The 13,056-nt window shown below is 59.7% G+C and carries 12 protein-coding genes; 8 read left to right on the forward strand and 4 right to left on the reverse strand.

Annotation, left to right across the window (positions count from 1 at the left end; genetic code table 11):
- Positions 1-33: 33 nt before the first annotated feature.
- Both B5483_RS13220 and B5483_RS13225 read right to left on the reverse strand, forming a co-directional pair.
- Positions 34-279 (reverse strand): hypothetical protein, encoded by a 246-nt coding sequence (locus B5483_RS13220; RefSeq protein ID WP_054947582.1) that lies wholly within the window; start codon positions 277-279, stop codon positions 34-36.
- A 241-nt stretch (positions 280-520) separates the two neighbouring features.
- The gene (locus tag B5483_RS13225; RefSeq protein WP_079730667.1) at positions 521-1,621 is read right to left on the reverse strand and encodes an NAD(P)/FAD-dependent oxidoreductase; all 1,101 of its coding nucleotides are present in this window, start codon (positions 1,619-1,621) and stop codon (positions 521-523) included.
- Positions 1,622-2,099: 478 nt separating this feature from the next.
- Here B5483_RS13225 and B5483_RS13230 point away from each other — a divergent pair, with 478 nt between their 5' ends.
- The 3 genes from B5483_RS13230 to B5483_RS13240 are packed head-to-tail and all read left to right on the forward strand — an operon-like array spanning position 2,100 to position 5,157.
- Positions 2,100-3,668, forward strand: coding sequence for an ATP-dependent acyl-CoA ligase (locus B5483_RS13230; RefSeq protein WP_245829167.1), 1,569 nt, complete (start codon positions 2,100-2,102; stop codon positions 3,666-3,668).
- Entirely contained in the window at positions 3,665-4,840 is a 1,176-nt protein-coding gene (locus B5483_RS13235) for a thiolase family protein (RefSeq protein ID WP_079730669.1), read from the forward strand. The genes B5483_RS13230 and B5483_RS13235 overlap by 4 nt, the downstream gene beginning before the upstream one ends.
- On the forward strand, positions 4,837-5,157 hold the full coding sequence (locus tag B5483_RS13240; protein WP_079730670.1) for a Zn-ribbon domain-containing OB-fold protein: 321 nt from the start codon (positions 4,837-4,839) through the stop codon (positions 5,155-5,157). Before B5483_RS13235 ends, B5483_RS13240 begins: the two co-directional genes overlap by 4 nt.
- A 185-nt stretch (positions 5,158-5,342) precedes the next feature.
- Here the strand turns inward: B5483_RS13240 and B5483_RS13245 are convergent, their stop codons facing one another.
- Complete coding sequence (locus B5483_RS13245; RefSeq protein WP_176168040.1) at positions 5,343-6,647, reverse strand: flavin monoamine oxidase family protein; 1,305 nt, start codon at positions 6,645-6,647, stop codon at positions 5,343-5,345.
- A gap of 37 nt (positions 6,648-6,684) precedes the next feature.
- Between B5483_RS13245 and B5483_RS13250 the strand changes: the two genes are divergently transcribed.
- A complete protein-coding gene (locus B5483_RS13250) occupies positions 6,685-7,374 on the forward strand; it encodes a MarR family winged helix-turn-helix transcriptional regulator (RefSeq protein WP_079730731.1) in 690 nt (229 codons plus the stop codon).
- Between the two features lie 261 nt (positions 7,375-7,635).
- Here the strand turns inward: B5483_RS13250 and B5483_RS13255 are convergent, their stop codons facing one another.
- Positions 7,636-8,241, reverse strand: coding sequence for a TetR/AcrR family transcriptional regulator (locus B5483_RS13255; RefSeq protein WP_079730672.1), 606 nt, complete (start codon positions 8,239-8,241; stop codon positions 7,636-7,638).
- A 149-nt stretch (positions 8,242-8,390) separates the two neighbouring features.
- Between B5483_RS13255 and B5483_RS13260 the strand changes: the two genes are divergently transcribed.
- The 4 genes from B5483_RS13260 to B5483_RS13275 all read left to right on the forward strand — a co-directional run bounded on the left by B5483_RS13260 (position 8,391) and on the right by B5483_RS13275 (position 12,159).
- Positions 8,391-9,626 carry an FAD-dependent oxidoreductase gene (locus tag B5483_RS13260; RefSeq protein WP_079730673.1) on the forward strand — a complete coding sequence of 412 codons (1,236 nt, stop codon included), beginning with the start codon at positions 8,391-8,393 and terminating at the stop codon, positions 9,624-9,626.
- On the forward strand, positions 9,623-10,534 hold the full coding sequence (locus B5483_RS13265) for a sugar phosphate isomerase/epimerase family protein (protein WP_079730674.1): 912 nt from the start codon (positions 9,623-9,625) through the stop codon (positions 10,532-10,534). Before B5483_RS13260 ends, B5483_RS13265 begins: the two co-directional genes overlap by 4 nt.
- On the forward strand, positions 10,527-10,928 hold the full coding sequence (locus tag B5483_RS13270) for a C-glycoside deglycosidase beta subunit domain-containing protein (protein WP_054947593.1): 402 nt from the start codon (positions 10,527-10,529) through the stop codon (positions 10,926-10,928). The genes B5483_RS13265 and B5483_RS13270 overlap by 8 nt, the downstream gene beginning before the upstream one ends.
- Positions 10,929-11,034: 106 nt before the next feature.
- Positions 11,035-12,159, forward strand: coding sequence for an MFS transporter (locus B5483_RS13275; protein WP_281251244.1), 1,125 nt, complete (start codon positions 11,035-11,037; stop codon positions 12,157-12,159).
- Positions 12,160-13,056: the final 897 nt, after the last annotated feature.

The raw sequence follows: 13,056 nt of genomic DNA on the forward strand, positions 1-13,056 counted from the left end.
TTCGTGGGCCTGTGGGATCTTTCTTGCAAGCTTTCAGACGGCGTGAAGTCGTTCCACCGTTGCCGCGTGCTCACTGTGCAAGTTCAGCTGATCGTGCTCTGCAAACACGCGTTCGATGTCTGCGCGCTTGTCGAAAATGAGCTTTGCCACGCCCGCCGTCATGCCGCCCTCGTCCCCGACGCGGCCCAGTACGGCCGCAAGGTCTTCGAGAGTGGCTTTTTCGAGGCTGGCGTGCAGTCCTCCCTTGGAATCGCGATAGGCGACACATTCTAAGGCCATGCCCCATGCTCCTTGTCTAGCGTACTCGATTTAGAACGCCGGAGAAGGCGGCAAGTTGCAGGGATCGCCGGAGTCAGGGGTAGATCACGTGACTTCAACGGCTTGACGCCAGGTAGCGGATGCACCGTTTCTGCAGGTATGAGAGTGTCTGCAATTCGGTTGGACGAAAGGCGGTGTCGCCCTGGGATCGTGTCCCGCAGCATTGAAGTGGCACTTGCAGTTCTGATTATTTTACAGATGCTTACGACAGTTTTTGGGCAACAAGATCACCAATGGCCATGGAGGCTGTCAATCCGGGAGATTCGATGCCGAACAGATTCACGAGACCGGGCAGCCCGTGCTCTCCCGGCCCTTCAATAAGGAAATCTGCTGAAGGTTGGTCCGGTCCCGACAATTTTGGCCGGATCCCGGCATAGCCAGGTTGCAGACGATCCGGATCGATCTTCGGCCAGATCCGCCGGGCTGCATTTACGAAGCGCTCTTTTCGGGCCGGATCGACAGTGTAGTCGATATCGTCGATCCACTCTACGTCGGGGCCGAAACGGGCCTGTCCGGCAAGATCCAGCGTGAGGTGCGTGCCGAGCCCCCCGGGTTCGGGAACAGGATAGATAAGGTGATTGAACGGGAGCCTGCCACTGTGTGTGAAGTAGACCCCGCGCGCCAGGCGAAGCGGCGGTACCCGGTCTGCAGGCAGGCCTTCGATGGATCGCGCCAGTGTCTGCGCAGCCAGCCCGGCGGAATTGACCAGGATCGGCGTTTCGAGCACCGGGGCGTCCATTCCCTCGATCCAGATGCGCCACAGATTCCCTGAGCGGGTGGCGCGGATGACCTTCGTCGAGCACACGAGGTTTGCGCCCCTGGCCTCTGCCGACCCGATCAGTGCCTGCATATAGCCATGGGCATCGATTATTCCGGTCATGGGAGAAAGCAGGGCATCGGCCACATCCAGTTCGGGCTCCAGGCGCTTTGCCTGGCCGCTGGTCAGACGCTCCAGCTTTCCCGCGCCTGCAGTATCTGCGGCGTGTTCTATTGCGTCGAGTTCGCCGGATTGGTCGGGCGAATGCGCGAATATGATCTTGCCGAGGCGCTTGTGCGGTACGCCCGAGCTTTCGCAAAAGGCATAGATCCTGTCGCGCCCCTCGACACAAAGACGCGCCTTGAGCGAGCCTGGAGAATAATAGATTCCCGCGTGAATGACTTCGCTGTTGCGACTGCTCGTCCATGAACCGAAATGCGGTTCCCCGTCCAGGATCAGCGCCGGTATGCCGCGTCTTGCCAGAGTTTCGGCAATGGCAAGGCCAACAACTCCGGCCCCGACAATGACGGCGTCAGCTCTATCCATTCGGGTCCGCCAGTTGCTTCCAAGTCGCCGCCGATAATAAGGCTCATAGCTGGCTTGGCCAGATTATCCTCTCGGGTAAGCTCCAAGCCGTGAAACAACGGCAGTTGGTCTCACCTCTATGGGGCTTCGACGAATCCACCCGCTTTGGCCCTCTCGGCCGATTTCAGGACTTCTTGCTTCTGAACCATCAAATCGGCCGCGGTTTCGAACTTCCCCATTCCCTTACAAGCCCGTTCGTCCTTCGCATACATGGCGTTGCGCCACAGGCGTTTGGACCGGATCCAAGGAAGCTCGTCAGTCTGTTACGATACAGCAAGGCCACCTTCGGAAATTTACTTGCATATGCAACAAGAATCGTTCAGTCATTTCGTTGCCGGGGCAGTGCAGAGCCTCGCTAGCAACATGTAGGCGGGGGGCCATGAAAGACAGTCAGCGCATTCAACAGGTTTCTGAGAACACCTTGCGCACCATCCCTGCCATGCTCCGTCGGTGCGCTGTAGACGGCGGCGACAAGACGTTCCTGAGCATAAGCGGACTCCAGCTCACCGCTGCGCAGCTTGAAGACAGGGCTGCCCGAATGGCGACTGTCCTTGAAGCGGCAGGCGTGGGGCCGGGTGATCGTGTCGCCATTCTTTGCGGCAATCGCGTAGAGCTGTTCGACCTGCTGCTGGGCTGCGCGTGGCTGAACGCGGTTGCGGTCCCGATCAACAAGGCGTCACGCGGGCCGCAGCTCCACCACATCCTTGCCAATAGCGGCGCGCGGCTGCTGGCGGCCGAGGCCGATGTGCTCCCCGCGCTGGACCATATCGCACGCGAGGGTTTGGCACTGGAGACGCTGTGGGTTCTGCCGGAGCAGGGCGAGGTTCCCGCTATATCGGCAGACTGGGACGTCGAACCGCTGCCGCCGCTCACGACACCTCGCGAGCCTGTGCCGTGCCAGCCTTCGGACACGGCCATGATCATCTACACGTCAGGGACGACCGGGCCATCCAAGGGCGTTTGCTGCCCCCACGCCCAATTCTACTGGTGGGGCCATCATTCCGTCGAGATTCTCGAGCTGACGGCCGACGATGTTCTTCTCACAAGTCTGCCGCTCTTTCATGTGAACGCGCTAGCGACGGTGTTCTCGGCCATGTTGTCGGGCGCGTCGGTCGTGGCTCTGGAGCGCTTTTCGGCAAGCGGCTTCAGCAAGTCGCTGGTCGAGCACAAGGCGACGGTGACCTATCTGCTCGGCGCAATGGTATCCATCCTGCTGGCGACCCCCGGGCACCCGGAGGATAACCGCCATCGCGTGCGGCGTGCGCTGGCGCCCGGCGTCCCGCGGCATTTTCACCAGGACTTCACTGACAGATTCGGGATCGGCCTGGTTGATGGCTATGGATCGACGGAAACCTGCTTCGTGATCGGGGACAAGGTGGCCGAGGGCAAACCCGGCAGCATGGGGCGCGTGCGCGATGGGTTCCAGGCGAAGGTCGTGGACGAATGGGACAACGAGGTTGCCGACGGCACACCCGGAGAATTGCTCATTCGGCCGGAGCAGCCGTTCTCGACATCAAGCGGCTATTTCCATCTGCACGAACAGACCGTCGCAGCCTGGCGCAACCTCTGGTTCCATACCGGCGATCGTGTCTATCGCGATGACGAAGGTTACTTCTACTTCATGGACCGGATCAAGGACGCCATTCGGCGCCGGGGTGAGAATATCTCCGCCTACGAGGTCGAGCAGGTTTTGTTAAGCCATCCTGCGGTGGCGATTGCAGCAGTCTATTCGGTCGACTCCGAACACGGTGAGGACGAAGTGATGGCATCTGTGGTGCTGACCGAAGGTGCCGACCTTTCACATGAGCAATTGTTGGATTTCTGCCAGCCGCGAATGGCCTATTATGCGGTTCCGCGTTTCGTGCGGTTCGTGAACGAACTGCCCCGGACGGAGAATGGCAAAGTGCAGAAGTACAAATTGCGTGAGGAAGGCATTACGGTCGATGCCTGGGACCGCGAAGCTGCAGGCTACAAGCTCATTCGCGACGCCAGGCGGCATAAGGCATGACGAGCGTGCAGGATTTCGCCGGTGTTGCCGTAGCGGTCCCTGTAACGGTCCCGTACAGCCGGTTCAGCGACAGGGCCGCGCCGTGGTGGATCGGCAGCGCCCTTCGCGAGCTGCTCAAGCGGAGCGGGCTGCGCAAGGAGGAGATCGACGGCCTTGCCGCGACTTCCTTCACGATGGGGAACGATACTACCGTTGCGCTGACCGAGCATTTCGACATGTCTCCGCGCTGGATCGAGTGGCTGCCTACCGGCGGTGCGAGTGGGGTGATGGCCCTGCGCCGCGCAGCCCGTGCCATTCAATCGGGCGATGCCAACGTGGTCGCCTGCATCGCGGGCGACACGGCCAACCCCGAGAGTTTTTCGAAACTGGTCGCCAATTTCAGTCGGTTCTCCGATGAGGCGGCCCGACCGTACGGCGCGCCAGGGCCTAACGGGATATTTGCCCTAATTACTGCCAACTACATGCAGAGATTCGGTGCGACCCGCGCAGATTTCGGTGCGATCGCCGTAGCCCAGCGTGCCAATGCACAAGGCAATGCCAATGCACTGCTGGGATCCAAGCCTCTGGATCTTGACGGTTATCTTGCAGCGCCGCCCATTGCTGAACCGCTGCACCTGTTCGACTGCGTGATGCCTTGCGCTGGGGCAGAAGCCTTTCTGGTCATGTCGCAGGAGAAAGCGGCAAGCCTGGGTCTGCCCCATGCGATCATTAAAGGGGCGATCGAGCGTCATAATGCCTTCTTCTCCGATCCAGTGGCTACGCGGGGGGGCTGGTTGCAGGATCGTGACCAGCTTTATGCGCAGGCCGGTCTTGGCCCGAACGAGGTGGACTGCGTGCAGGTCTATGACGATTATCCCGTGATCGTCGCCATGCAACTGGAGGATCTGGGATTCTGCGATAAGGGTGAAGCTCCGCAATTGCTTCGGTCTCGTTCACTGCGGGTCGATGGCGACCTGCCGGTCAATACCTGCGGTGGGCAGCTATCATGCGGGCAGGCTGGTGCGGCAGGTGGCTTCCTGCCAGTGGTCGAGGCGCTGCGGCAAATAACCGGGCAGACCTTGGGCCATCGCGTCGCCGATGCGCACATTGCGCTCGCGAGCGGCTACGGCATGGTGGTACACGACCGCTGCCTTGCGACTGGAGCGGTTATCCTGGAAGGGGCAGGCCGATGATCGACGTGCAATCCTGCCAGACCTGCGGCCAACTTCAATACCCGCGACGCGATGTATGCCGTAATTGCCTGTCGGATGATCTGGTGGACAGTGCTGTGGTCGACACCGGCACCATTCTTGCCGTGTCGACCTTGTGGCGCAGTAATGAACCGCGTTTCGCGAGCAAGCTGCCGCTGTATATCGCCAAGGCCGATCTGGACTGCGGCATTCATGTCATCTGCTTTGCCGCAGCGGATATGAAGGCGGGCGACAAGGTTCGTGTCTCGGGCAAACTTGATGAGACCGGACAGAAGATCTGGATTGCCCACAGCCTTTAGGCTGTGAGGCTCAGTCTTGGGCGCGGCTCATTTGCCGTCTGGTGTGTGACCAGCCTGTCCCGGCTCAAATGCCATCGCTCTGGCTCCGCGGACGCATGTGGGCTTACGGATAGCCGGTTTCGCCGAGCTGCTTGTATGAGCCTCGTTACCGCACGAGACCGGTACGCAACTCGTTGAATTTCCGATTATTGCTGTCCGCAATGGGCCGCCGCTTCGTCAGCGGCCTGGTGACCTGTTTCGATGGCGCCGTCGATCCAACCTATCCACCGCATCGCCAGGTCAGAGCCCGCGAAGCTGAGCCGTCCTTCCGGACTGCGTAACCCCGTTGCATGGCGCGAGAGTTGGCCGACCGGGCTCGCCACCCAGGCTCCGCGCGCAAAGGGGTCGGCGCTCCAGTCGTGTGCAAAGGTGGCGATGACATTTGCCGAGGGAACATGTTGATGAACCGCTCGCACGACCGCCTGGTGGTCTGCTACGTCGATCAGGTTTGGCGGTGATGTGAAGCCCACGAGTATGCTCCGGCCAGGCAGGCGGTATTCGGTCTGCAGAAGCAGCAGGTCTGTATCGCCGCCGAAAGAGGAGATGTCCTCCTCCAGGTTATCTACCATGATCCAGACCTTGCCCATGCGACCGGCATGGCCCCGTTCAGCGGCATCGCGCTTGGCAACATTGAGAGGGGGAGAGAAGGCGATCGTTGACCACAGTGTTACCGGCACGGCCAGCACCGCCGCGCCGGCCGCATACCGCTCACCGCTTGCGAGTGTGACGGCAATATCATGGGCAGTCTGTTCGATCGACGTGACGACCGAGTTGAGCCGGACGGTTTCGGCGCCTGCAGCCAGGGTCGCGACCGGTTCGGCAGTGCCGTCGCGGAAACGGGTCGTCACCGATGCGAACCATGCGTATGGACTGTTGTCGTAAGCGGCCACGAGCGAGAGGGCCATCAGCGCCGACCAGTCTTCGACCGCAGCGCCTGAGCCGATCCGGGCATAGGCGGAAATGAGATCATAAACCCGCTGGGGCAGATCCATTCGTTTCAGGTAATCGGCGACGGATATGTCGAGGTCAGCGAGGTCTTGCTTGTCGCGCGGACGGCTCGTGTCGATCCGGCGCGCATCGAGGCCGATCTGGAAAAGCGCACGCTCGAAGGCGTAGCGTTCGTCGGGCGATATCGGAAAGGCATCTTCGTCCTCGTCACCAAAATGCCAGAGGAACTTTAGCGGCCCGACTTCGCTGCCTGCCAGTTGCCAGCCGTAACGTTCGATCTCGCGCCCCACTTCTTTCATATATTGCGGCATGACCCAGGTTCCGCCAAGCTCGACTTGCTTGTCGGTGCCCGGAAAAGTCTGGAAGTATGCGCGTCCGCCCAGTCGGTCGCGCGCCTCGAGCAAGAGCACGCTCTTGCCTTTCTCCTTGAGGTCACGTGTGGCGATCAGCCCTGCAAACCCGCCTCCGACGACGATGACGTCGTAGAGCTTCCGTTCAGTCATCCCTTGCCCTCCAAGACCCAGCGCGTGTCGACGGCCCATGACCATCACACGGCAGCTATCTAAGGCGCGGATCGGTGCCAGCTCCATACCGGTTCCGCTGTCAAGTGTTGCTTTAACGGCAACAGTCCGACTGGTTCGCCGTGAGGGCGATGTCCTATTGCTGTGGCTGGCGCGCTTTTGTAGGCAATGGAAAGGCCTGCCATCGCGGCAGGCAGGTGCAGGAAGGAAGCTCAGGCTGTCTGGGATGTCGATGATTGATGATGGCGAGCGGCTGCCGGCCGCAATGGATCCCGTGGAAACTGAGTTCGAGATCCACAGCTGGCCTTTCTATCATCTTGCCCGCCTCACCGCCATTTATCAGCAGCGGATGGACGCCTCACTGAAGCCGCTGGGTGTGGACGTACCCCGCTGGCGCGTGCTTGCCCTGCTTCAAAAGCATGACAAGTGCACCATCACGCAACTGTCGATGGAAGCTGTCACCAAGGTCTCCACCATGGCCAAGATCATCCAGCGCATGACCGCCGAAGGGTTGATCACCACCCAGCCCTCGGCGGAGGACGCCCGTTCGACTGAAGTCATGCTGTCGGAGCGGGGCAGCCAATTGCTGGAAATCGTGCAGGAGAAGGTCAGTCGGATCGGGCGGCAGGCTTTTCACGATGTAGCCGATCAGGAAATCGACGACCTCAATCGTCTTTGCGAACGGATGTATTCGAACCTGGCTCCCTGATCCGATTGCCATTTCATGCGTGCGTTGTATCGTATTGGTCCTTGCTCCAAGTATGCCCACCAAGGCTGCGTGCTTTTGTGAATACCGGCATTCTTCGAATGTGTTGAGAGGCTGCAAGTTCTCGCGCCTTTTCATGGCCACGTCGGCCGCTGCCGGCTTACAGAAAAGGAGTCTCTTGAACGGAAGGAGCAATGGCCGGAGTTTCTGCCGCAAGAAGTGGACGTCCATGCCTTGAACCCTGTGAGAGCGGTTTGCATCTTGTCACTCTCCGAGTGCAGCCCTTGCGCTACGCGCTACCACGGTTCGATCGATGTCTGCTGATTCCCTGCTTTCAGGCTCATAGGGCTGGATCAGTTGCTTGTTGCGCAGAAGTGCAAGCCCGTAGATCGTGGACCAGAACCCCATCACGCGCATGGATCTATCGTCGAATGGGGCGTCGGGCATCGCTTTCGTGATTGCTCCCAGCAACGCTTGATACCCTCTTTGCTGATACTCGAGCAACGCCGGATCAAGCGTCGGGATGGTCAATTCACTCTCATACATCAGTTCAAGCATGCGGGGCTGCTCGTCAGCGAAATCGAGGAACGAATGCCCCATCATTATCAATTGATCGAGGGGCGAGAGGGCCTTGGCGTCGATGGCTTGCGCTCGCCCAATCAGATCCTCAAAGCCTTCCATCGCGAGCGCAAGGAGAAGGGCCCGACGATCCGAAAAGTGGTGATAGGGTGCGGCGGTAGTAACGCCGACCTGTTGCGCGAGCGATCGAAGAGAAAGCGACAAATGTCCGTTCCGTGAGACGAATTCGCGGCCAGCCTTCAGGAGGTCGCGCCTCAGGTCTTCCTTGTGGTAGCTCTTAGCGCGCGCCATTGCGTGTCCTCACCTTTCCCATGCCTCAAACCCCTAGCAACCTTCCTTTGACCGGCAAGCTTTCAAATTGAGGCTTGTCACCAATTTGAGCGACGCTTAGATAAATCTTAGCACCGCTGAAATTGCAAGTGATTCGGAAGGGAAGAAGGATGAACGGCTCCAAAGGCCGCATTGCTATCGTTGGCGCAGGGCCCGCCGGTATGGCCGCTGCTCTTGCTGCGATCAGGCTCGGTTTCGATGTCACGTTGTTCGAACGCGCGAAGGAAATTCGGGCGGCTGGCAACATCCTCAACCTGTGGCCGCCGCCACAGAAAGTGCTGAAGCTCATCGGCGTCGATACCGAGGATCTCGGTGCGCCGTGTCACACGTACTTCGAGAACTCCAGGGGCAAGCGTCGCGCTGACGTCCAGCTGCCGGCTGAAGTCGAGGCTGAGTACGGAGGCGGCTTTATCGGCCTGCTGCGCTGGGGTCTTTACCAGCGCATGATCGACGCGATTCCGCCGGGCGTGGTGAAGCTGGATCATCAGCTCACTCACATCGAAGACAAGGGTAACTCCGTTCGGCTCAAGTTCGCCAATGGTCTCAGCCACGACGCGGACGTGCTCATCGGCGCCGATGGCATCAACTCGTTCGTCCGCAAGCACCTGTGGGGTAACAGGCCCATTCGCCATCAGCGTTTGCACCTCGTCGGCGGCTACCTCTTCCTCGACGAAGAGCCGCAGGGAGTTGGCATTCTCGCGCACAATCGAACCACGCAGGTCAGCTACACGCCGATCCGTCATGAGGGGAAATGGGGGTACGAATGGTGGGTGCTGGAAGCATGCGACCCTGACGCGCCCCCGCCGGAGGACCTTATCGGCTTCTGTCGGACCCGCGCAAAGGGCTTTTCGAAGACCGTGCGCGATCTGATCGAGGCCACTCCGCTCGAGCACATGCAGCGGTGGGAAATCCGCGACAGGCCGCCTCTCAAGGCCTGGAGCAAAGGTCGTATCACGTTGGTCGGTGACGCAGCCCACCCGACATCGCCTTATGCGGCCTACGGCGCAGGCATGTCTATCGAAGACGGCTACTTCGTGGCGCGTGAACTGGACGCGGTATCCTTGTCCGATACGGCTGCAGTTCGATCGGCACTCGTCGCGTTCGAAACACGACGAATTCCCCACACCGTACAGATTACCCAAGGTGCCTATTTCACCGGCAAGATCTTCCATCATTGCCCGGCGTTCCTGCGGCCGCTTCGAGACTGGGTGTTCGACAACACGCCATTTCTCCAGAAGATGGTCGGCGATGAAATGCCGGCACATATCCTATCGCAGCTGGCCGAGATCGAAGATTGCGAGCCTTATGTCCCGGTCCACAAGCGAGTGAAGGAGCCCGCGCTATGAGCGGTTTCAAATACGGCGTGTCGCTATACAGCTACACCGATGACCTCGGTACGGTCATGACCCTGGAAGATGCCTTCGATCATGTCGCTGAGACAGGATCCACCGGCATCGAGATCCTCGGCGAAGCCAACATTGCCGGATACCCCGAACCGTCCAGCGCCTGGCTCGACAAGTGGTTCGCCCTGATCGACCAGTACAAGCTCGAGCCAACCAACATGGCTTCGTGGCTCGACACCTGCCTGACGCTTGATCATACGATGAGCGTCGAGGAGGGGGCTGCGCAGGTCGCGCAGGATCTACGGCTTGCAGATCGCCTCGGGTTCAAGTTCATTCGTCCCAAGTTCGGCGTGATCGACGAAGAGTTGACGCCCCATCCCATCTGGGAAGCGACGATCGAACGCAATCTCGATCTCGCGAACAAGCTGAGTATCGTGATCGTCCCGGAAATCCACTCTCCGACCCCGATCAAGCACCCGGTCACGGATGCCTACATCGAGTTCATCGAGCGTACCGGGACCAAGAATTTCGGCATCATGATCGACACCGGGATCTTCCAGGACCGGCCGTTGCCCTATTGGCCCGGCGAGACTCCGGAAATCCGCGCTGCCGCTCTGAGCTTCCTGGACGGCATCAAGGTGCCGGTGGAGCACCTTGCCGACGTGATCCAGTACGTACCCTTCATTCAGGCCAAGTTCCATCATATCGACGAGAACCTGCACGACCACCACATTCCTTGGGAGAAGGTGATCCCGATGCTGAAGAAGCTCGGTTATACGGGCTATCTTTCCAGCGAATATGAAGGCGTGCGCGATCCCTGGGTCGCAATTGAACAGGTGCGCCGCCAGCACTGTCTCATCCGTAAACTCGAACGCGAAGCAGAAGCCGCGCAGGAGAAGCTCGATGCTTGAACGCACCCACATCCAGAGCAGCGGCTTTCGCAATACCGGGGAGCCCGGTGCCTATGACGGTTTTCAGGTCCGTCTGCGCCAGCCAAACTATCGTGGGACGCGTCTCAGCCTGCTGGCAGGCATCGACATCACGGTCGATGGAGAGACTTACCGGTCGGTCGATAACCGGTTCGTCGTTGGGGGTCGCGAATACACGCATGCTGAACTGCTTGCTGCCACCGAAGATCGCTGGGAAGTTGGCACCTACATGACCGTGCTGATCAAGCGACCGGAGGGATTGCAGGCGGGCGTGCACGATGTGTCGAGCGAGATTGCCTTTCGGCATCCCTACTTTCCGCCGCAGTTTCAACCGACGTTCGTGCGGGACAACCGCAAGATCACGATAATTATCTGACCTTCAGAAAGAGTATAGGGGAGAGCGGGACGTGACAGCCATTAGGCAGCCGCAATTTGCGCCGCCGACGCAGAAACGCGCAGGAGCAGGCCAGGGCATCGTCGTGGTGCTGGCAGGATTCCTGCCTATCCTTGCGATTGTTGCCCTGGCGCCGGTCGTACCGCGGATGATCGAGCAGTTTGCATCGGTGCCCGGCGCCACGACGCTCGTGCCATTGGCCGTCACCGCGCCGGGCCTGATGATTGCGCTGTTTTCTCCGCTCATGGGGTGGCTCGCGGACCGGTATGGCCGGCGCCGGCTGTTGCTGGTGTCGACCTTCATCTACGGCATCGTCGGTGTTGCGCCGTATTTTCTGTCTGACCTCACCGCAATCTTTGCATCCCGATTGGCTCTGGGGCTCTGTGAAGCGGCGATCCTGACTGTCACCAATACTCTGATCGGTGACTATTATGCGCAGGATCAGCGCCGGACATGGTTGATGTTCCAGGCCGCGGTCGGCCCCGTGTTCGGCGTTTCGGTCCTGACATTTTCCGGATATCTGGCGGCGATCAGCTGGCACGTGCCCTTCCTGATCTACGCCGTCGCACTGCCGATCTTTTTAGCGATGCTGGCATTCATCTATGAGCCGGACGTCGAGCATGCACGCGGTTCGCATGACAATGGCGCTGCGTTTCCCGTTCGCCACGTCGTGCTTTCCGGTGCTGTGACCCTCGTGTCGGCAAGCCTGTATTATGTCTATATCGTACAGGTTGGATTGGCGTTCGGCGGAATTGGTGTGACGTCGCCAGAAACTGTCGGGATGCTGATCGGCATCGCCAACATCGGCGTGTTCCTCGGCGGCCTGCTTTTCAAGCCCATCTCCGCAAAGTTGCCCTCCTCATGGCAGATTGCCATTTTCCTTTCGCTCATGGGAGCAGGAATGGCCGGAATCGGCCTGGCCCGCAGCGAGCAGGTCATGACGCTGGCTGCTTGTCTGCAACAACTTGGCGCCGGGATCCTGATCCCTGCTCTGGTGCTGTGGGCGATGAACGGGCTTCCGGCGCAGCACCGTGGCCGCGGAATGGGGATCTGGAGCGCGTGCTTCTTCCTCGGACAGTTCACCAGCCCGCTACTGGTTACCGGCGTTGGTGCATTTACAAGCGGAATTGGCGGAGCGTTCTTGGCACTTGGCGTTGCCGCACTGCTCGGCGCACTCGCCGCGCGGGTTTTCGCCCGACCGATCGATGCCTGATCAATAACCGAACAGCAGAACCATTGTGACGAGAGAGAGACGATGGCTGCTTCCGGAATTCAGAGATAGTTTGCTGTGACGACGGCGCTGGCGATGAGAGGATTCTTTGTCAGTGCCGTTGCTCAGGTTTAGGCCGCTGCATAGGAATCCAGCGGTTGCCACTCAGGCAAGTTCATCGTCTATAAGGCAACGTTGGGCGTAAAGCGTCTGACAGGTGTTCGGCTGTGAGACCACCATCGACTTTGATGCTTTCAAATGCAGCCAAATGAAAGACCTGCGCTCGGTGCCCTGGCGCGCGCGGCGTCTCCTGGCCGGCCACAATAGCTCGGTAGCGATCTGAGGCCCCTCCATACGTCGCCACTGCTGTGCCGGGTGCTGGCCGTGCTTCTCGTGCAACGATTCCAACAAGGAATGCACGTGGTGCCTTGATTGTGTCGAAGGCCGAAAACTGGAATGCGTGCCTGTTTCTTAAGAATGGCTTCAATTTCCTTCGACGGGTATCGATCGAATGGGAAAGTGGTGCCGGTATCAATGCAGGCCATCTGACTCACTCTCAGCGTTGAACCTACGACCAAATTCGCATGGTTGGCGTGTTTCTTGGCCCTAACGTCCGTGCCATCCTTGGCTTGGCCTTGGCCCGGTAAGACTCTGTCTAGCAATGGCGTGAACACATGTGAGCTCTCCTAGTTTCCAGATCTTCAGGCCAGCTCTGTCCTTCGCTAAAGGGAAGGAGCAATCTGTCCGCGCAAGTGGGCTCGCCTACTGTAAGCGCGCATTTCGTAGCACGTTGCTTCCGGAGGCGGTGCGGCCATCATAGTTGACGCTGGACGAGACAGGCCACCGCAACGACGTCGGCGGGTCAGTCGTGTCTTTCGAAGTTGAATGGCAGCAGGTCGT

The organism is Novosphingobium mathurense (assembly GCF_900168325.1).
Classification (GTDB): Bacteria; Pseudomonadota; Alphaproteobacteria; order Sphingomonadales; family Sphingomonadaceae; genus Novosphingobium; species Novosphingobium mathurense.

Coding starts and splice junctions, on each gene's coding strand:
- B5483_RS13250 (WP_079730731.1), top strand. CDS start 6,685: ATGACCATCACACGGCAGCTATCTAAGGCGCGGATCGGTGCCAGCTCC.
- B5483_RS13230 (WP_245829167.1), top strand. CDS start 2,100: ATGCTCCGTCGGTGCGCTGTAGACGGCGGCGACAAGACGTTCCTGAGC.
- B5483_RS13225 (WP_079730667.1), bottom strand. CDS start 1,621: ATGGATAGAGCTGACGCCGTCATTGTCGGGGCCGGAGTTGTTGGCCTT.
- B5483_RS13235 (WP_079730669.1), top strand. CDS start 3,665: ATGACGAGCGTGCAGGATTTCGCCGGTGTTGCCGTAGCGGTCCCTGTA.
- B5483_RS13260 (WP_079730673.1), top strand. CDS start 8,391: ATGAACGGCTCCAAAGGCCGCATTGCTATCGTTGGCGCAGGGCCCGCC.
- B5483_RS13220 (WP_054947582.1), bottom strand. CDS start 279: ATGGCCTTAGAATGTGTCGCCTATCGCGATTCCAAGGGAGGACTGCAC.
- B5483_RS13270 (WP_054947593.1), top strand. CDS start 10,527: ATGCTTGAACGCACCCACATCCAGAGCAGCGGCTTTCGCAATACCGGG.
- B5483_RS13255 (WP_079730672.1), bottom strand. CDS start 8,241: ATGGCGCGCGCTAAGAGCTACCACAAGGAAGACCTGAGGCGCGACCTC.
- B5483_RS13245 (WP_176168040.1), bottom strand. CDS start 6,647: ATGACTGAACGGAAGCTCTACGACGTCATCGTCGTCGGAGGCGGGTTT.
- B5483_RS13240 (WP_079730670.1), top strand. CDS start 4,837: ATGATCGACGTGCAATCCTGCCAGACCTGCGGCCAACTTCAATACCCG.
- B5483_RS13265 (WP_079730674.1), top strand. CDS start 9,623: ATGAGCGGTTTCAAATACGGCGTGTCGCTATACAGCTACACCGATGAC.